The sequence below is a fragment of the Corynebacterium sp. MSK047 genome (assembly GCF_030232285.1).
Classification (GTDB): Bacteria; Actinomycetota; Actinomycetes; order Mycobacteriales; family Mycobacteriaceae; genus Corynebacterium; species Corynebacterium jeikeium_D.
On sequence record NZ_JASPJI010000006.1, the window covers coordinates 17,001 to 36,759 of the forward strand.

Annotated in this window: 17 protein-coding genes; 11 read left to right on the top strand and 6 right to left on the bottom strand. The window is 57.4% G+C overall.

From position 1 onward, the window contains the following. The first annotated feature begins 208 nt into the window (after positions 1–208). Complete coding sequence (locus QP981_RS03420) at positions 209–1,765, top strand: RNA polymerase sigma factor (protein ID WP_049193023.1); 1,557 nt, start codon at positions 209–211, stop codon at positions 1,763–1,765. 328 nt (positions 1,766–2,093) lie between these two features. Here QP981_RS03420 and QP981_RS03425 read toward each other — a convergent pair whose 3' ends face one another. The 4 genes from QP981_RS03425 to QP981_RS03440 form a co-directional block, all read right to left on the bottom strand. Beyond that, entirely contained in the window at positions 2,094–3,701 is a 1,608-nt protein-coding gene (locus QP981_RS03425) for an SLC13 family permease (protein WP_284857429.1), read from the bottom strand. A 282-nt stretch (positions 3,702–3,983) separates the two neighbouring features. After that, positions 3,984–4,424 carry a hypothetical protein gene (locus tag QP981_RS03430; protein WP_016422649.1) on the bottom strand — a complete coding sequence of 147 codons (441 nt, stop codon included), beginning with the start codon at positions 4,422–4,424 and terminating at the stop codon, positions 3,984–3,986. 39 nt (positions 4,425–4,463) lie between these two features. Continuing rightward, positions 4,464–6,209: a DEAD/DEAH box helicase gene (locus QP981_RS03435; RefSeq protein ID WP_284857430.1), complete on the bottom strand. Its 1,746-nt coding sequence runs from the start codon at positions 6,207–6,209 to the stop codon at positions 4,464–4,466. Beyond that, positions 6,206–6,454: a DUF3039 domain-containing protein gene (locus tag QP981_RS03440; protein WP_005509477.1), complete on the bottom strand. Its 249-nt coding sequence runs from the start codon at positions 6,452–6,454 to the stop codon at positions 6,206–6,208. The genes QP981_RS03435 and QP981_RS03440 overlap by 4 nt, the downstream gene beginning before the upstream one ends. A gap of 174 nt (positions 6,455–6,628) precedes the next feature. On the opposite strand from QP981_RS03440, the gene QP981_RS03445 reads away from it, so the two are divergent. The 6 genes from QP981_RS03445 (at position 6,629) to galE (ending at position 12,297) form a co-directional block, all read left to right on the top strand. Continuing rightward, positions 6,629–7,168 (top strand): DUF3099 domain-containing protein, encoded by a 540-nt coding sequence (locus tag QP981_RS03445; RefSeq protein WP_284857431.1) that lies wholly within the window; start codon positions 6,629–6,631, stop codon positions 7,166–7,168. A gap of 38 nt (positions 7,169–7,206) precedes the next feature. Continuing rightward, entirely contained in the window at positions 7,207–8,772 is a 1,566-nt protein-coding gene (locus QP981_RS03450) for a DUF7782 domain-containing protein (protein ID WP_284857432.1), read from the top strand. Then, complete coding sequence (gene dtd / locus QP981_RS03455; RefSeq protein ID WP_070602501.1) at positions 8,773–9,207, top strand: D-aminoacyl-tRNA deacylase; 435 nt, start codon at positions 8,773–8,775, stop codon at positions 9,205–9,207. Positions 9,208–9,343: 136 nt separating this feature from the next. After that, positions 9,344–10,333: a sigma-70 family RNA polymerase sigma factor gene (locus QP981_RS03460; protein ID WP_016422644.1), complete on the top strand. Its 990-nt coding sequence runs from the start codon at positions 9,344–9,346 to the stop codon at positions 10,331–10,333. Positions 10,334–10,636: 303 nt separating this feature from the next. Continuing rightward, positions 10,637–11,317: an iron-dependent transcriptional repressor DtxR gene (locus QP981_RS03465; RefSeq protein WP_070438300.1), complete on the top strand. Its 681-nt coding sequence runs from the start codon at positions 10,637–10,639 to the stop codon at positions 11,315–11,317. Continuing rightward, on the top strand, positions 11,314–12,297 hold the full coding sequence (gene galE / locus QP981_RS03470) for a UDP-glucose 4-epimerase GalE (protein ID WP_259802988.1): 984 nt from the start codon (positions 11,314–11,316) through the stop codon (positions 12,295–12,297). Before QP981_RS03465 ends, galE begins: the two co-directional genes overlap by 4 nt. A 26-nt stretch (positions 12,298–12,323) precedes the next feature. On the opposite strand, the gene QP981_RS03475 is transcribed toward galE, so the two are convergent. Beyond that, on the bottom strand, positions 12,324–13,403 hold the full coding sequence (locus tag QP981_RS03475; protein ID WP_284857433.1) for a DUF4192 domain-containing protein: 1,080 nt from the start codon (positions 13,401–13,403) through the stop codon (positions 12,324–12,326). Between the two features lie 262 nt (positions 13,404–13,665). Here QP981_RS03475 and QP981_RS03480 point away from each other — a divergent pair, with 262 nt between their 5' ends. Further along, positions 13,666–14,883: a PAC2 family protein gene (locus tag QP981_RS03480; RefSeq protein ID WP_284857434.1), complete on the top strand. Its 1,218-nt coding sequence runs from the start codon at positions 13,666–13,668 to the stop codon at positions 14,881–14,883. 42 nt (positions 14,884–14,925) lie between these two features. Beyond that, positions 14,926–17,445, top strand: coding sequence for a DEAD/DEAH box helicase (locus tag QP981_RS03485; RefSeq protein ID WP_284857460.1), 2,520 nt, complete (start codon positions 14,926–14,928; stop codon positions 17,443–17,445). Between the two features lie 78 nt (positions 17,446–17,523). Here QP981_RS03485 and QP981_RS03490 read toward each other — a convergent pair whose 3' ends face one another. Continuing rightward, positions 17,524–18,456, bottom strand: a complete 933-nt coding sequence (locus QP981_RS03490; protein ID WP_101738653.1) for a hydrogen peroxide-inducible genes activator — start codon at positions 18,454–18,456, stop codon at positions 17,524–17,526. A 105-nt stretch (positions 18,457–18,561) separates the two neighbouring features. On the opposite strand from QP981_RS03490, the gene QP981_RS03495 reads away from it, so the two are divergent. Both QP981_RS03495 and ahpD read left to right on the top strand, forming a co-directional pair. After that, positions 18,562–19,158: a peroxiredoxin gene (locus QP981_RS03495; RefSeq protein ID WP_016422637.1), complete on the top strand. Its 597-nt coding sequence runs from the start codon at positions 18,562–18,564 to the stop codon at positions 19,156–19,158. A gap of 5 nt (positions 19,159–19,163) precedes the next feature. Further along, positions 19,164–19,688 carry an alkylhydroperoxidase, AhpD family gene (gene ahpD / locus QP981_RS03500; RefSeq protein ID WP_038628796.1) on the top strand — a complete coding sequence of 175 codons (525 nt, stop codon included), beginning with the start codon at positions 19,164–19,166 and terminating at the stop codon, positions 19,686–19,688. Positions 19,689–19,759 lie beyond the last annotated feature (71 nt).

Genomic DNA, 19,759 nt, shown 5'->3' on the forward strand with positions numbered 1-19,759 from the left:
GATTTTCACCGATTACTTCTTCGCTAGGAGCCAGAAAGCAACACTGATGACCGTGGCACGAAAAGGTCAGCTCTGAATGTTTTCCATTCGGCTAGTTGGCTATAGACGAAGTAAAGGCGCACCACTGGCGCGTTGAGCTTCTCTTCGACCGAGAGAAGCTGGCGGCGGCTTTGGCGGCGCACACAACGTACATCGTGAAAGGGCGTTCGTGGCAGGCAACGAACTGGGGCAAGCTCAGGACCAATCCACCGGGAGTGGCACCGGTTCAGCTACTCCTGCAAAGAAGGCTGTAAAGAAGGCCATCAAGAAGGCAGTGAAGAAGACCGTGGCAAAGAAGACTGCCGCGAAGAAGACTGCTGCCAAAAAGACGGCTGCTACCAAAACTGCGGCGAAGAAGACGACCGCTAAGAAGGCAGCGGCCAAGAAGACCGTGAAGAAGGCGGCCAAGAAGTCCGTCGCTAAGAAAACCACGCGTAAGGCCGCCGCCAAGAAGGCAACTAAGCGGACAACGGCTGCGAAGGCCACCGCGGCCAAGGCTGCTGCAGCGAAGGCGAAGGACGCGCAGGCTCTCGACGCAACTGAGAACGAAGAGCTCGAGGACGAGGAACTCGACCACGACTTGGAGCAGGAGCAGGACTACGACCCGGATCTGGATGATGATCTCGAAGACGATGATCTTCACGACGATCTGGATGATGACGACCTCGAAGACGACGACCTCGACGATGATGAAGAAGAGGACGACGAGGACGAAGACGAGGATGAAGAGGACGAGGGCGACGAGGTCTGGAACGAGGACGAGTCCGCTCGTCTGCGTCAGGCCCGCAAAGATGCTGCCCTCACCGCCTCCGCCGACTCTGTCCGCGCCTACCTCAAGCAGATTGGTAAGGTCGCGCTGCTGACTGCCGAGGAAGAAGTCAGTCTGGCAAAGCGCATCGAGGCCGGTCTGTATGCGCAGTACAAGATTGACGAGGCCAAGGAAGCCGGCGAGCGCATCGCTTACGCTCAAAAGCGCGACTTGCGCGAGATTTCTCGCGACGGTCAGCGCGCCAAGAATCACCTGCTCGAGGCCAACCTCCGTCTTGTGGTGTCCCTGGCAAAGCGCTACACCGGCCGTGGCATGGCTTTCCTCGACTTGATTCAGGAAGGCAACCTCGGCCTGATTCGTGCGGTCGAGAAGTTCGACTACACCAAGGGCTACAAGTTCTCCACGTACGCAACGTGGTGGATTCGCCAGGCCATTACTCGTGCAATGGCCGACCAGGCTCGAACCATTCGTATTCCGGTTCACATGGTTGAGGTCATTAATAAGCTCGGCCGTATCCAGCGTGAGCTGCTCCAGGATTTGGGCCGCGAGCCCACTCCGGAAGAGCTCGCTAAGGAGATGGACATCACCGAGGAAAAGGTTCTCGAGATTCAGCAGTACGCTCGTGAACCCATTTCGCTGGACCAGACCATCGGTGACGAGGGCGACTCTCAGCTCGGTGACTTCATTGAGGACTCAGAGGCAGTCATCGCTGTGGACGCCGTCAGCTTCACGCTCCTCCAGGACCAGCTTGGCGACGTTCTGGAGACTCTCTCCGAACGTGAAGCCGGTGTCGTCCGCTTGCGCTTCGGCCTTACCGACGGCATGCCGCGTACCCTGGACGAGATTGGTCAGGTCTACGGTGTGACACGCGAGCGTATCCGTCAGATTGAGTCCAAGACGATGTCCAAGCTGCGTCACCCATCGCGTTCGCAGGTTCTGCGCGACTACTTGGAGTAAAGTTTTAACCTGAAGTTGTTCAGGGGCTAACAGCTAGACCCAGAGAATCGGGCTTGAATGAGGTTTCACACCTTTTTCGGGCCCGGTTCTCTTTAAGGGGGGGGCTAGGGTCAGGGCCAGCGGGTTACTGACTGCGTTTATGTCAAAAATGGCCTGAAAAATGGCCTGAAAGTGTCATAAACTCACACAGTTTCACATTTGCAGCCAAAAGCCCCGAACCACCAAAGTGGAACGGGGCGAAGGAGCATCTGAGCAACGCTAGGCGGAGAAGCCCGGTGGCGGTTCAGAGCACTGCTCCACCATCCACTACGGGCTACTACATACCCAGCTAGTACACGACGCCGAATACCCACTGCAGCAGCGTCAGCGATGCCACAGAAATCACGATCAGTGCGACGACGTTCAGCCAGACACCGGCCTTGACCATGTTGTCCATGCTGACGTAGCCGGAGCCGTAGGCGATGGCGTTCGGCGGTGTTGCAACCGGCATCATGAAGGCCGAAGTAGCTGCCAGTGCAACTGGTACGGCGAAAATCATCTGGTCGTGGCCCAGACCGATAGCCATGGCACCTACCAACGGCAGGAAGGTCGCAGCCGTCGCTGTGTTAGAAGTGAACTCGGTCAGGAACAGAACAACGGCACCGACGACAACTACGAGTGCAGCCACTGGCATCCAGCCGAGGGTAGACAGCTGCTCGCCAATCCAGTCCGACAGCCCAGAGGCACCGAACTGCGAGGACAGTGCCAGGCCACCACCGAACAGCAGCAGCACGCCCCACGGCAGCTCTAACGCATTTTCCCAACGCATAAGCTTAACGCCATCAGGACCGCCCGGAATAATGAACAGCGCAATACCCACGGTCATTGCGATAACCGCATCGGCGATCTTGGTGTCGGGCAGCAGCACCGGAACAAAGACCCACGCCAGCGCAGCCGCGATAAACACCATGAGCACGCGACGCTCACCAGCCGACATACGACCGAGGCGCTTGAGTTCATCACGCATGAGTTCGCGGCCACCCGGAATGTGCGTAATCTCCGGCTTGAACAGCACGTTCGTCAACAGGAACCAGGCACAGAACATGAGCACAATCGCCACCGGGACACCGAGCAGCATCCACTGGCCAAACCCAATATTGACGCCTTGCTCCGCCATGTAGGCCGCCAGCATAGCGTTCGGAGGAGTACCAATAATGGTGCCCAGCGAACCAATCGATGCCGCGTAAGCGATACCCAGCATCAGCGCGATACCGAAGTTCGACTTTGGCATCGGGTCATAGCTTGACGACGACTCCTCGGCCTCCTCCAGCGCATCCCCACCGGGGGTTTCAGCGACGGATTCGCTCGCAGAGCCCGTATCCTCTCCAGCAACCTTTTCATCGTGCAGCATTCGGACAATGAGGCTCAGGACGGACACACCGATTGGCAGCATCATCACGGCCGTGGCCGTGTTGGAGACCCACATCGACAGGAAGCCAGTAGCCACCATGAAGCCGAGAATCAGCATCTTTGGTGACGACCCCATGAGCACCAGAACCCACAATGCGACGCGCTTGTGGAGGTTCCAACGCTGCATCGCCAGCGCCAACAGGAAGCCGCCCATAAAGAGGAAGATGGTCGGGTCTGTGTACTTGCCCGAGAAATCCTTAATCTCCGCGAGGTTGAGAATCGGGAATAGAGCCAGCGGCAGCAGAGCCGTAACGGCAATCGGGATAGCCTCGGACATCCACCACACGGCCATAAGCACTGCTACACCTGCGGTTGCACGCAGGTTGTGATCGAGCTCAGCCGGCATAAAGAAGTACACGAGCAGGGCCAAGATGATACCGAGTCCTAGACCGGTGCGCTTACGGAAAAGCTCCCGGCTGAGGTATCCACGGTCTTGTTGGCCAGGTGACAGTTCCGGGGAGTTGTCGCGCGTAGATGTCGCTGCCACGATTCACGCTCCTATTTAATAATCAGCAGACATCCTGTATTGCACGCATGTTCAAACGTTTACCGCATGTAGGGGATGCCAAATGTGGGTACTTTCTGACACCAATATCATTACCAACACTCGGCCAAATATGAGATTTCACTAAGAAACCCCCGGCCGAAACTGCAGGCAGTTGGGCTTCGGGGGTGGATTACGGGGTTAGCTCATTTCCTGATTGCGTATCTGGCGTTGACCGAAAACTCCGGGCACAAAGTAAGACCGCCATTGATGTCGCTTCCGAACTCACTCCGATTGTTTCTTTGGCTGATCAGTACCCATCTGCTTAGAGATGCACTCGGCATACTCTCCAGAGGTGCGCTCGAACTTCTCGCACTTCGACATCGCATCTGATGTCGACGAATACAGCATCAGCGACACCACGGCGGCTGCAATACCCGTCACAATGCCGACCACGCCCAATCCGAACGAACCGCTGATGACCGCGTCTCCCCCAGCTGCCTGCACGCGTTTCTTAGCACTCATTGCCTTCGCCATCGCGATGATGCCCAGAACAATGCCAAAGACACCGAGGATGCCACCAACAATCATCCAGGACATCAAGAGTCCGCCGACGCCAAAGATCAGCGCCAGCACGCCAATAGTCCGACCGTCATTGCCTGGTACAGCTGACAAACCACCGCCGGTCAATTCCGACGGCCTCGACTTATCACTGCTTGCCGACATTCTTCTCTCCACCATAGATTGCTCAGTTCGTTTGAAACCCTACCAATTACGCAGGTAGCTAATGCGATCACGCAACTGTTCCTCCGTACATAGCGCAGTCGGCGGGCCACCACAGGCGCGCCGAACCTCGTTATGCACTTGACCATGTGGCTTACCGGTTCGCGCGGCTGTCATCGACACCAGCGTATTGAGCTCCTTCCGCAACTTCGGCAACACCTCACTGGCCACCTTCTGCGGCCTTGGGTACGCCGATCCTTCAATGCGGTGCACCGCGCCCCCTTCGCCTCCGCTTGACGACGATTCCCTCGCCTCCTCGCGGGCTTCCTTCTCTCGGGCACTGGCGGCTTTAAGCTGTTCATCCTGCCGCTGACGCAGCAAGAGTCGCATCTGATCGGCGTCGAGAAGCCCTGGCAAACCCAGATAATCGGCCTCTTCGGCGGAACCAGCAACGGTTGCGGTGCCGTAGGAGGAGCCGTCGTAGATGAGGTAGTCGAGTTCAGCATCCGCGCCAATGGATTCGTAGGCCGGCAGCAATTCATCGGGCTCATCCTTGCGGCGATTGGCCTCAGCGACCAAGTCATCTTCCCAGCCCTCCGAAGGCCGATCCGGCTTGCCGAGCACGTGGTTGCGCTGCACCTCCATCTGCGAGGCCAAGTCGAGCAGCACCGGAATCGACGGCAAGAAGACGGAAGCAGTCTCCCCCGGCATGCGGCTTCGCACGAATCGTCCGATAGCCTGCGCGAAGAATAGTGGAGTCGAGGAACTTGTCGCGTACACACCGACCGCCAGCCTCGGCACGTCCACGCCTTCGGAGACCATGCGCACGGCTACCATCCACTCATCGGTGGACTCGGAGAAAGTCTTGATTCGTTCCGACGAGCCCGGTTCATCCGAGAGCACTAACGCCACCGGCGTAGAGGCAATCTGCTCGAGAATGCGTTTGTACGCACGGGCAGTTGCCGCGTCGGAGGCGATAACCAGGCCACCCGCGTCCGGGATATGCTGCCTCATCTGCGAGAGACGGGTGTGCGCTGCCCGCAGCACAGATGGCATCCACTCGCCCTTTGGGTCAAGCGCGGTGCGCCAAGCACGCGTGGTCTCCTCTGGGCTCATCACAGTACCCAAACGCGCAGCGAACTCATCACCCGCGCTATCACGCCAGCGAGCTTCACCGGAATAAGCCAAAAAAACCACTGGGCGCACGACGCCGTCGGCAAGCGCATTGGAATAGCCGTACGTGTAATCGGCGACGGAACGCGAGTAACCATCGCCGTCCGGCGAGTAGCGAACAAACGGAATCGCCGCGTCATCGGAGCGGAACGGCGTACCAGTTAGGCACAGGCGGCGTTCGACATCACCGTAAGCTTCGGAAATACCGTCGCCCCAGCTCTTGGCATCGCCGCCGTGGTGCACCTCATCCAGAATCACCAATGTCGGCCGAGCGGTGGCTACGGCATGGTGCTTAAACGGATGCACTGCGACTTGGGCGTAGGTCACAACAATTCCCTGGTAGGAGGGGTTTACCACACCCTTGGCGTTGGTGAATTTGGGATCCAACGCAATCCCCGAACGAGCAGCGGAAGCAGCCCACTGCACTTTCAGGTGCTCAGTGGGAACCACGACGATGATGCGCTCGACGATCCGGCGCGACAGCAACTCACTGGCGATACGCAGGGCGAAGGTCGTCTTTCCTGCGCCCGGTGTCGCCACTGCAAGGAAGTCCTTGGGGTTAGTCGCCAGGTATTTGTCGAGGGCCTCATGCTGCCATTTACGAAGCCCGCTCACTTGCGACGCAGGGACTTGTAAATCCGCTCGCAGTCAGGGCATACCGGTGAACCCGGCTTCGCCGACTTCTTCACAGGGAAGGTTTCACCGCACAGAGCAACGACGTAGGAGCCGTTGACCGCGGAGTTCACGATCTGGTCCTTCTTGACGTAATGGAAGAACTTCGGAGTGTCGTCCCTCGTCGACTCATCGACGCGGGTATCGGTGCGTTCAATCGTCTTTGTCGTCTTCAATGGAGTGCTCACAGATTCCAATTGTGCCCCATCGGTCAAATTATGCCTAGCGACCCAGGTGCTGGCCGCTGCTGACTGCTGCCTTCCACAGCCATCCACAACATCGCTGTGACTACGCGAGCATGCGGCTGCAACGGGCATAGCTAGTTGAGACGACCCCACGCCACAGGCGTATGCTAGACAACCATGGCGCGAATCAATGACCGTCGCGACTCCGCGCTGCCGAAACGCGGAAGTTCCCGGCGACGCAAGAAAGACGCGGCGTTGATTACCGACGCCCGCGGCTCTCGGATTCGCAACTATGACCACCGCCGCCACGTCTACGCGGCTCTGCAATGGTCTCGCATTCCGCTGCTGCTTCTTTCCGGCGCTTTTTATCTGTGGTGGGATGTGCCGTGGATCGCAGCGATTCTCATGGTCGTCTCCGTACCCATGCCGTGGATCGCGGTTGTCATCGCCAATGGCGTTGGAGAACCCGCTGACAAGCGTAAGCCGCGCGTCTACAAGCCTGGAGTTGTACGCGAGCAAAACCGCAGATGGGAGGAGCAGCAGCGCCAGCGCGCCCTCAAGGAAGCGGAGATGCGCGCGCTCGGCTCTGCCGCCAGTACCGAAGACACCGACGCACCGCCACAGTCCGGTAGTGAGACCATCTCAACCCCCTTCGATGACGCAAATGTCATCGATATGCCGGAAGACGACGATCCGTCGTCAAGCTCCCCTAACTAGCCCCTCCGCCCCGCTTTACGACGAAGGTAGTGCCTACGATGACCTTTTCCCCCTCCACCTTCACCCCACCGACTGATCAGCAGCTTCGTGATTTTGTCGAATGTGCGGAGGAATTTGCCACCGCGCTCAGGCGCCTTGAGTTTTCCAGCGAGTCACTGCGTCGAGTCCTAGGCGCCGAGGGACTGGCCGCGCTGGACCGCGGTGAGCCCGGCGTTGTCGATGTTCTACTTACCGAAACTGAGGGCGTTTCTGCGGACACTGTGACCGCGTTGCGTCTTCTCATCCTGGGCGACTTCGCCGACGCAGACCAGCTATTTGGGCCTGCTCTGACGGCCAAGTTACTGGACAGCGGCATACTTGCCGGCACCGCCACCAACGCACAGGTGTGTATCGATGTGCGCCCGGTTGAGATTGCGGGAGTCGACCGTATTGTCTTTTCCGACCGCGATGCCTCTATGAGCGATCACGTTCCTGGACCCAATCATGTCTTGGGCGTAGGGCGGGCTTCCCGCTCCCTCCTCGATATTTCGCCGACCTCGGCGGTGGAATCCGTACTCGACCTCGGTGCCGGTTGTGGTGTCCAGAGCCTTGCCCAGCCGGATGCAAAGTCGATTGTCGCGACGGACATTCACCCCCGGGCGCTGTTTTTTGCCCGCGCTACTTTCGCAGCAAATGGCTTCGACCAGGCGCAGGCCCTCGAAGGCTCGTGGTTTGAACCGGTTGCAGGCAAGAAGTTTGACCGCATTGTGGCGAACCCGCCGTTCGTCGTAGGGCTGCCAAGTGTGGAACATGTTTACCGTGACTCAGGATTGAATCTGGACGGTGCCACCGAACTTATGATCCGCGGTCTGGCCGACCATCTCACCGACGGCGGCACGGCGCATCTGCTCGGCGCCTGGGCCCATATCGAAGGCGAAAGTTGGCAACAGCGCATCGCCTCTTGGCTCCCTGCTGAAGGCCTCGAAGTGTGGGTAACACAACGAGATGTCGCCACGCCGGCGGAATACATCGGCACCTGGCTTCGAGACGAGTCCATCGACCCCCGCAGCCCAGAAGGCTGCGAGCGCTCCCGTGCCTGGCTGGAGCACTTCCGCAACAGCGGCGTGACAGGCATCGGGTTCGGCTACATCACAGTCCAACGCATCGACGGCCCGACTTCCGCTGTGTGTGAAGAAATGCCGCAGCCTTTGGCCGCTCCCTTCGCCGCCGAAGCCGAGGAGTATCTCGGCCGCGCCGAATGGCTTCGCGCACAAACTGCTAACACCATCCTCGAAGCTGCCTTTACTGTGCGACCCGGCGTCGCCTTAGAACGCGTTTCGCTTGCCGACGTCGACAGCGGCCAGGGCTTCACTGAGTTCGATACACGCATCTCACGCACCGACGGCCCCGCCTGGACACACTCAATCGATGAGTCCGTCGCAACCATCCTGGGTGCACTGCATCCCGAAGCTGCCCTGGGCTCCGTCATCGACATCATGGCAATGTTTGGAGCCTTTGATGAGTCCGAAGTCCCTGCAATCAAGGACGCCCTAGTTCCCATCGTCGTTGACCTGGTTCGCCATGGTCTGATTCTCCCCACCGAGCTCTTGGAGGATAAACAGTAAATGAAAGCCGTTCTCACCCGAGTTAAATCCGCGTCAGTCACTGTCGACGGCTCCGTTGTTGGCCACGTTGACGGAGGCGATACCGGCGCCATTTTGGCGCTCGTAGGTGTTGGCCGCGAGGACACTGCCGATGCTTGGGAAACGATGGCCCGCAAGATCGCGGAGCTGCGCATTCTGGATGGCGAGCTCAGCGCTGTCGACGCTGGCGCCCCGGTGCTCATTGTTAGCCAATTCACGTTGATGGGGGCGACAAAGAAGGGACGGCGGCCGTCGTGGGTAGACGCGGCTCCGGGCCCAGAGGCCGAACCCGTCATAGAAAAAATTGTCGAGAACTTGCGCAATCGTGGCTTGACGGTCGAAACGGGACAATTTGGAGCGATGATGGAGGTCGCATCCGTCAATGATGGACCCTTTACAGTTCTCGTAGAATGCTAGTCGCGGCAGTTTTTCTTAACATTATATTTGCATGGCAAAATTACCCTATTGACATTCATCAACTTTCACGGGAACATTTCCGTAACTCCGTGCGTTGTAGTTATTGAGTCCACTTAAAAATCCAGGAGGCAGATTCATGAAGAGTGCCGATATTCAAAATGACGAACTGGAAGGTCAGCCACGGGACAAGGGGCGCCGCACTGGCAATAACTCCAATCCGTCCGCCGATTTGGTTCGTGTGTATTTGAACGGCATCGGAAAGACTGCTCTTCTCAGCGCTGAAGAAGAGGTGGAACTTTCTAAGCGCATTGAAGCCGGTGTATACGCCGAGCATTTGCTGCAGACCGGCGCGAAAATGACCCGCGCAAAGAAGCGTGATGTCAAGATTTTGGCAAAGGAAGGTAAGGCTGCACGCGCCCACCTACTCGAAGCCAATCTCCGTCTTGTGGTCTCGCTGGCGAAGCGCTACACCAACCGCGGTATGCCTCTGCTGGATCTAATCCAGGAGGGCAACTTGGGCCTAATCCGCGCCATGGAAAAGTTCGACTACACCAAGGGCTTCAAGTTCTCCACTTACGCAACGTGGTGGATTCGCCAAGCTATTACCCGCGGTATGGCTGATCAGTCGCGCACCATTCGCCTCCCTGTTCATTTGGTTGAGCAGGTCAACAAGATTTCTCGTATCAAGCGTGAGCTCTACCAGCAACTCGGCCGTGAGGCTACGAATGAGGAATTGGCAGAGGAATCCGGCATTCCAGAGGCCAAGATCGAGATGCTGCTGCGTCAGTCCCGCGACCCGGTGAGCTTGGACATGCCGGTGGGCACTGATGAGGAAGCTCCTCTGGGAGACTTCATCGAGGACTCAGAGGCAACTGATGCCGAGGAGGCAGTTGTCGCTTCCCTGCGTCACCACGATGTCCGCAAGGTTCTGTCCACTCTCGAGATTCGAGAGCAGGAAGTTATTAAGCTCCGCTACGGTCTCGACGATGGCCTGCCCCGCACGCTGGATCAGATTGGCCGCCACTTTGGCCTGTCTCGCGAGCGCGTCCGCCAGATTGAGCGGGAAGTTATGTCCAAGCTCCGCGAGGGTGACCGTGCTGACAAGCTGCGTGAGTACGCAAACTAACGCCACATGGCGGTGACATCGATAGGGTTCCCACTTTCAGCCCTGAGATAGAGCTGGACTTCAATGCCGACCCCGTGCGGGAGTTTCATCCACACTGGCGGTCGGCGTTTTCGTCTGCACGTCGAGCTTTCGACATCGCGTACGCTCCCTTACGTCTCAGCAGCGCCCACCGAACCAAGCTTTTCGCTGCCCAATCAGCACCAAAGCCGCTGGATTTGCGAGCCCTAACATCTTTCTTGCGCAAGTGTGGTTATCCTAATACTTGAGTGAAAACTTTTAAGACTGTGTTATCGGAGGAAAACCGTGAGGGATTTGGTTGACACCACGGAAATGTACTTACGTACGATTTTCGAACTCGAAGAAGAGGGCATCATTCCTTTGCGTGCTCGCATTGCCGAACGCCTTGAGCAGTCGGGGCCGACCGTTAGCCAAACCGTTGCGCGCATGGAGCGCGATGGCCTTCTCGTAGTTGCCCCAGATCGCAGCTTGCAGCTTTCCGACGAGGGCCGCAGGCTGGCCACGGCTGTCATGCGTAAGCACCGCCTAGCTGAGCGCCTACTTACGGATGTCATTGGCCTCGAATGGGACAAGGTTCACGACGAAGCCTGTCGCTGGGAGCACGTAATGAGTGACGAGGTCGAGCGCAAACTTCTCGACGTGCTTGACTCTTACACACGCTCCCCATTCGGCAATCCGATTCCCGGTTTGGGAGACCTCGGTGGGACTCAGTCACCAGAGCCGTTAGAGAACGTTCGCCGACTGTCCGATCTAAACCCCGGCGAGTACACCGTTGAGATCGTCCAGATTAACGAAATCCTGCAGGTCGAGCAGAGCTACATGAAGCGTCTCCACAAGGCTGGAATTATGCCGGGTACTGAGGCACTTGCCGAGGTTGCCGCCGGCCGCGTGACTCTCGCCCGTGGTGATCATTCTCTTGACATTCCGGATACTCTGTCTCACGCAATCATGGTGATTATCAAATGAAACTCCTCGTCACTGGTGGTGCCGGCTACGTCGGTAGCGTGTGCTCGGCAGTATTGATTTCTCTTGGCCACGACGTCACCATTCTGGACAACTTCTCTGTTGGCAACCGTGATGCAGTGCCGGAGGGCGCGACCCTAGTCGAGGGTGATGTGGCGGACAAGGCCTACGAGGTTCTGTCCTCCGACAGCTTCGACGGCGTCGTTCATTTCGCTGCGAAATCGCTTGTTGGCGAGTCTGTTGAGGTTCCTTCCGACTACTGGCACAACAATGTGGGCCAAACCCTGAAGCTACTCGACGCAATGCGTGATACCGGTACGAATAACCTGGTGTTCTCTTCGACAGCTGCAACCTACGGTGAGCCAGAGAAGACACCAATTACCGAAGACATGCCAACCGCACCGACCAACCCTTACGGTGCCACCAAGCTGGCCATGGACTACGCCATCTCGTCTTACGCCAAGGCATACAACATCGGCGCTACCAGCTTGCGTTACTTCAATGTGGCGGGTGCCTGGGGCGGTTTTGGCGAAAACCGTGAGGTGGAAACTCACCTCATCCCCCTGGTACTGCAGGTTGCGCTCGGTCACCGCGACAAGATTATGGTCTTTGGCAATGACTGGCCGACTCCGGACGGCACCGCGGTTCGTGACTACATCCACATCAAAGACCTCGCCGATGCGCACGTCTTGGCACTGGAGTCCAACACGCCGGGAACCCACCGTATCTTCAACCTCGGTTCTGGCGACGGCTTTTCGGTTCGCCAGGTTATTGAGACCTGCCGTAAGGTCACTGGTCACCCGATTCCTGCTGAGGATGCACCGCGTAGAGCCGGTGATCCGGCAACCCTTATTGCCTCTTCTCAGCGTGCCATGGACGAGCTCGGATGGAAGCCCAACCAGACGGAGCTTGAAACCATCGTCGCCGATGCATGGGAGTACACCAAGAACCTCGGCGACCGAGCCCACTCGGCGCACCGCTAGGTACTGCAGTACAGCTTGCAGGGGCGCTAATCAATACGCGGCATTTTCACCTTGTATACCCTGCGCAGTACCTCTTGTGCTGCCCCAAGAATTGTGCCGACGCACCTCGGCACAATTTGATTGGCGACCGCAATTTCCAGCAACTGAGTCAGTGAATGATTCGGTTGCTCCCCCGCTGCCTCATCGAGAGCTGTTTGCGCATAGTTCTCCAGCCCAGCCGCGAACTTTGCGATGGCAAAACACGCTAAAGCGTTAGCACGCAGGCTGCCGCGGTGGACGATTGCGGCCTCGCGCCAGATTTCTCCCATTGATTGCGCCAACTGCGTAGTAACGAAAATCATGGACATATCGCGCAAGGTGACGTTGGTCAGTGCTGCAGCAATGGCATATCCCGCGGTTTCATCGCGAACCGCCTCATGTGCATCCATCACACCATCGGCCACGTTTTCCACGGCCGCTTTTAGCATGTCGAAATGCTCGATGAGCGCGGGATTGTCCGAACCAATTTTGAGCTTCCTAGGCTGCTCAACGGCTGTCGCTCGTTCCCGGAGGCGTTCAATCAGAGCCCTGTCTTTACTGTCGCGGAATTGGCCACCGCGAAAATAGCTGCGGTACTCCTCATAGTTTTTGAAAATCTGCTCTCCCTGCCGAGAGATTAGATCTGCGTTCTCGGTCATCAGACTGTCACCGACAATGCCGACAATCTCTCCCTGCTCGTCCGTGACAACTTCCCCCGCAGCAATAGTGGAAACACCCGCCAAACGCACCTCATGCAGGCCGCCTTCTCGCAGCCAGCCTGTAATAGGTGTGGAGTCCTTTTCAATCCCCCAGGATTCGTCGATGATAAACACATCTGCGTGAGTGCATCCTTCATCGAGCAGGAAGTCCGCAGCTGCCCGCACCAAGTCAGGATTGCTCTCCATCGAAGCCACATCCTTGATCAGCATCGGGCCAGCATGCGCCGTCGGGTCAAACTCGACCTTGCCATCGATGAGATCTTCGACCTGCTGACGGTACAACGCCGCAATCACTACCTGCCCCCGAGGATAGAATCCAACGATTCCCGGCAGGTTCGTCAGAAAGACACTCGGCTCGATCTCAGGCATTTTTCCTGCACCAAAGTTCTTTTTATTTACCATTGATTCCTTACCCCTTTTCCCCCATTGGACTAGCTCGCCAGCGGACAATCCTCTCGCCATCTGGTGGCTCTCATTGTTATCGAATCCGCAATAGCCTTGCTTGTGCGCGACCGGAAAAATCGACCCATCTGTGGACTACTTTCAACTTGTGGATAACTGGAATAATTTCTGCGGTATCGTGGTTGTTTACTTCAAATGACGAAAAATGTGATGCAGGAGGTAGTCGAACGTGAGTGATCCGACCGACAAGCCTCAGGGCAATATGTACGAGGTAGTTTTCCCGGTTCCTGACGTAACGGGAAGCGAGGGGCATCTGACCCTGGTCATTGCACTTAGCGGTTATGCGGATGCCGGTAATGCCGTCTCGGAATCAGCTAGTTTCCTGCTGGATGCTCTCGAGCACCGTCCATTGGTGAACTTTTCTATCGACGAGCTGATTGATTATCGTTCTCGCCGTCCCTCTGTGACGATGAACCACGACCAGATTGTGGATGTATCCGATTTGAACCTGTCACTCAATGTGGTTCGCGACAACGTCGGTAAGCCGTTCTTGCTGCTTTCTGGCCCTGAGCCAGACATGCGGTGGGAGGCTTTCTCGACTGCCGTGGCAGATTTGGCGGAGCGCTACGATGTCGGTCGGACTGTGTCGCTGTACTCGGCGCCGATGACGGTTCCGCACACCCGACCGCTGGGCATCATCGCCCACGGCACAGATAAGCGGAAACTCGGTGATATGCATACCTGGGGAAACCGCGTCACAGTTCCGGGGGCTGCGAGCCTGAACATTGAGTACGAGCTCGCAAGCCGCGGTTGTGATGCCTTTGGTTTCACCGCACAGGTGCCACACTATGTTGCGGCCACTGAGTATCCGCTGGCGTCACTGCGGCTGTTGCAGGAGGTAGCAAAACTAGCCAAGCTCGAGCTCCCGCTTGAGGCGTTGGAGAAGGAATCCGCGCGGGTGGCGGAGCTGCTCAATACGCAGACGAATGATTCCGGCGAGGTCTCTCAGCTGGTCAATCTTCTCGAGGAACAGTACGACCAGGAAGTTCAACGTCGTCAAGAGCTGGAGACGTCTCCACTGCTTGGACCTAACGGCGAGATGCCTTCGGCCGACGAGATTGGCGCTGAGTTCGAGAAGTTCCTCGCTTCTCAACCACTGCGTCCAGTAGAGGATTCTTCCTTGCTTGACGACGAGCCGGAGACCCCGGCCAACTCGGATTCCTCGGCAACTACATCAGAGGACACTGACGCACACTCGGAAGAACCCGAGTCGGCCTCGGCGGACGATAGGTCTGCGGAGTTTTCTGTAGACGACACTGCCGAACAGCCTGAGTCAGAACAGCCCGAGTCTGAACAGCCTCGGGAAGAGCAGGCGGAAAGCGACGAATCCGGTGAACCGGAAAAGCCTCGCCGTCGGCGCGGCTGGAAGCCCTGGTTCCGCTTCTAATCCGGGGTTACCGCTAGGGTGGGAAGCGTGTCACTATCTGAAATGCTTCCCGACCTAGCTGAGGTTCCAGAGTCCCTTTTCGACGATGCGATTAGGGACTCGTTCATTGCCTGGACCAGGGATCAGGGCATCACGCTCTACCCGGCGCAGGAAGAGGCCGCTATCGGCTTGGCCGGTGGCGACCATGTCATCCTTGCCACTCCAACGGGGTCGGGCAAGTCGATGGTGGCTATCGCCGCCCATTTCTGCGCGCTTGCCCGTGGCCAACGCAGCTTTTACACGGCGCCTATTAAGGCCTTGGTAAGCGAGAAGTTCTTTGCCCTCTGCGAGGTCTTTGGCGCTGAGAACGTCGGTATGATGACCGGCGATGCCACCGTCAACGGTGGTGCACCCATCATCTGCGCAACTGCGGAAATTGTCGCCAATATCGCGCTGCGCGACGGGGCCGACGCCGATATTGACCAGGTGGTAATGGATGAATTCCACTTCTATGCGGATCCCGATCGCGGGTGGGCATGGCAAGTGCCCTTGCTCGAGCTTTCCCGTTCCCAATTCCTGTTGATGTCCGCCACTCTCGGAGACACCTCGAAGTTTGAAACCGACTTGAAGGAACGCACGGGACTCGACGTCAACCTCGTTACAGGTACGACGCGCCCGGTACCGCTGGATTTCCACTATGTCTACACACCAGTTCATGACACGCTGGCGGAGTTGCTGGAATCCGGCAAAGCCCCAATCTACATTGTCTTTTTCTCCCAGCGCCAAGCAGCTGAACAGGCGCAAGCACTGACCGGTCTGAAGCTGCTGACGAAGGAGGAAAAGGAGCGGATTCGCGAAGAGATTGGCGATTTCCGGTTTACCACGGCCTTTGGTCGAGTTCTTTCCAAGTTGGTGCGCCAGGGCATTGGCGTCCACCATGCGGGAATGCTGCCGAAGTACCGTCGTTTGGTTGAGCGTCTCTCTCAGACTGGTCTGCTGAAGGTCATCTGTGGCACGGATACCCTCGGCGTCGGTATCAACGTGCCTATTCGCACGGTGCTGATTACCGGTTTGGCCAAGTTCGATGGCCGTCGTAGCCGTATTCTCAAGTCACGCGAGTTCCACCAGATTGCTGGACGCGCCGGCCGTGCTGGCTACGACACCGAGGGCACCGTAGTTGTCGAAGCACCTGAACACGAAATCGAAAACGCCAAGCTGCGGCGCCGGGCCGGCCAGGATGAGGCCAAACTGAAAAAGTTGCGGCTGAAGTCTGTTCCCAAGGGCGAAGTGACCTGGTCAGAGAAGACCTTCGACAAAATCGTTTCTCAGCCGCCAGAGCCGCTGACCAGCCGCTTTGCAGTTACCAACGGTATGTTGCTCAACGTCATTGCTCGTGGTGGCGATACCTACGAACACATGCGTCATCTGCTGCGCACCAATCACGACACCCGCCACCAGCAAAATGAGGCTATTCTGACCGCAATTGAGCTCTACCGCGGTTTGGTCAACGCGGGAATCGTCGTCACGCATGGCGAGGGCGATGACTGCCGCTCCGAGCTGACAATGGAGCTGCAGCGTGACTTCGCGCTCAATCAGCCGCTGTCGCCTTTTGCGATCGCCGCGCTCGAACTGCTGGATAAGGACAGCCCGAACTACGCACTCGATGTCATCAGTGTGTTTGAATCAATTCTGGAAGACCCTCGCCCACTGCTCATCGCGCAGCAGAAAAAGGCACGCGGTGAAGAGATCGCCGCGCTCAAGGCCGAAGGCGTTGATTACACCGAACGTATGAACATCGTCGAAGACATCACATGGCCGATGCCGCTTGCCGACGAGCTGGAGGGTGCATTCGACACCTATGCTCAAGGCCACCCGTGGGTGCGTGAGTTTTTGCTGTCGCCCAAGTCTGTGGTGCGCGAGATGGTGGAAAAGGCCATGACTTTCTCGGACGTGGTATCTGAGTATGGAATTGCCCGCTCCGAAGGTATTTTCTTGCGCTACCTCACCGATGCCTGGCGCACTTTGCGACATACTCTCCCACCGGAAGCCGCTAACGAGGAGCTCCGGGACATTGTGGAATGGCTCGGCGAGCTCGTTGTACAGGTGGATAACTCCTTGGTGGATGAATGGGCGCAGATGGCCGATCCGGACAAGCCATTGGACGAGGAAACTCTCAAGGAAGCGGCTTTTGGCACCGACGAGTCGCGGCCCCTTACGGGCAACGAACGTGCATTCACCCGTATGGTGCGCAATCTCATGTTCCGCCACGTGCAGCTCTTTGCCTTTGAAAAGGAGGAGGAGCTGGCCGACCTGGACAACTACCTCGACGACGCACCGGATTGGCCTGCCGCGATGGATGACTACTTCGATGAATACGATGACCTAGGCATCGATGCAAAGGCTCGCGGTGGCGATATGATTTCGATTGACCGCCAGGCTGGTGAGGGCTTGTGGCACGTGATTCAGATACTTGATGATCCCGAGGGCGACCACGGTTGGCGCTTTGAAGCGGATATTGACTTGGCTGCATCTGATGAATACGGCGAGGTCAGGTTGGCATCGCTGCGAATTATTCAGGGATAGACGCGAAAAACCGGGCTGGAACTGCCAGCCCGGTTTTTGCTTATTTCGTACGCTACTGCGGCATGCGCCAAGAGAGCTTTAGGCAACAGCGTCTATGTATGCTTGCCGTACCAGTTCGGCAATTCGATTGAACTCGCCGCCGCGTACCGATGATGCGCGGTGAACCAGCCCAATGGTGCGTCCCGGCCGTGCCGGACCTTCGAATCGTGCAACAGCCAGGCCGGGGCGGTCGGCCTCAATCTTGACAGCCGATTCCGGTACAAGCGACTGCCCCAACCCACCGGCAACACACTGCACGACGGTCGATAGAGAAGCCGCCCGTGTTTCCAAGCTGGAGGTCTCGCCGTGAACAGCATCGACCTTGCGACAAATATCCAACACTTGGTCGCGCAGGCAATGACCATCGTCAAGCAGAAGCAAGTCCAAGTCCCTGATTGCCTCAAGCTTTACGTCATCCTTACCTGCCAGCGGATGATCCTCTGGCACGACGATGTAGAACTCCTCGTCGTAGAGGTAAATCTCTTCAAAGGAAGGCACATCGGACGGCAGTGCCATGATGGCTGCATCAATGGTGCCGGAGCGAAGTGATTCGATGAGGCGCTCGGTCGGCTCTTCGACGATCCTAGGCTTTAGATCTGGCAGCTCGTCACGAACCAACTGGAGGAAGTTGGGCAGCACGTATGGAGCAACCGTAGGGATAACACCAATGGATAGTGGTCCGGACAAATCATCTGTACGGCCAGAGGCGCGAGCAACAATCTCGTCAACAATTTCAGATGCTTGGCGGGCATATGGAATCAGACCGCGACCGAGTGGCGTCACCAGCACTCGGCGAGTCGAACGCTCTACAAGCTGCACCCCCAGTCCCTGCTCAAGGGTGGAAAGCGCTTGTGACAGGCTGGGCTGTGAAATGCCGAGGCGGGCAGCGGCTTGACCGAAGTGACCGGTATCGGCAATCGCGACAAAGGCACGTAACTGAGGCAAAGTGGGCCGATAATCTCTATTACGCATACCTATAAGCCTACACGAGCTTATTAACTTTTTCCTCTTGACGGTTCGGGAATCCATAGGCATAATGGTGTGTGACCCCAAAAGGAATACATTCAGGAGGATTCCATGGCAATTTTGACTGTTGGCGACAAGTTCCCCGAGTTTTCTCTGACCGCTCTGAAGGGCGGCAACCTGCGTGATGCAAACGCTTCTTCTCCGGATGACTACTTCGAGCAGGTAACCAATGAGTCCTACGAGGGTAAGTGGAAAGTCGTCTTCTTCTACCCGAAGGACTTCACCTTTGTCTGCCCGACTGAGATTGCTGCATTCGGCAAGCTGAACGAGGAATTCGAAGACCGCGACACCGTTATTCTCGGTGGCTCTGGCGACAACGAGTTCTCCCACTTCAACTGGCGTGCAACCCACGAGGAACTGCTGGACATCCCGTTCCCGATGTTCTCCGACATCCGCCACGACCTGATGCGTGCACTCGGCGTCGAGAACGCTGACGGTGTTGCAGACCGCGCAACCTTCATCATTGACCCGGACGGCATCATTCAGTTCGTCTCCGTTACCCCGGACGCTGTCGGTCGTAACGTTGACGAGGTTCTGCGTGTTCTCGACGCTCTTCAGTCTGAAGAGGTCTGCGCATGTAACTGGCAGAAGAATGACCCGACCAAGAACATCGACAAGATGGATGTTCTGAAGCAGGAGCTGAAGTAACTCATATGAGCATCGATAACCTTCGTTCCGGCCTACCGGAGTACGCCAAGGACATGAAGCTGAACCTTGGCACTCTCACCCGTTCTACGGAACTCTCCGAACAGCAGCTGTGGGGTACCCTGCTTGCATCTGCTGCTGCCACCCGCAACGAGACCGTTTTCTCCGAGATTGCTGAGGAAGCCAAGGAGCACCTGTCTGACGAGGCTTTCGAGTCTGCGCTTGGTGCGGCCACCGTTATGGGCATGAACAACGTCGCTTACCGCACTCGCCACATGCTCGGTGATGACTACGCACAGGTCAAGTTCGGTCTGCGCATGAACATCATCTCCAATCCGGGTGCCGAGAAGGAAGACTTCGAGCTGTGGTCTCTGGCAGTTTCTGCCATCAACGGCTGTGAAGCATGCGTGACCTCCCACGCAAAGGTCGTCCGCGATGCTGGTCTGACCAAGGAGCAGGTCTGGGAAGCTGTAAAGATTGCAGGCACCGTCTCTGGCATTGCACAGGCTGTCTTCGCTGAGGCTACCCGCTAAATATTAGGAGGATACGTTCGGCTTTGATAGTCGAACGCTCCCCCGCAGGATTTCCTGCTGATCAAATAACG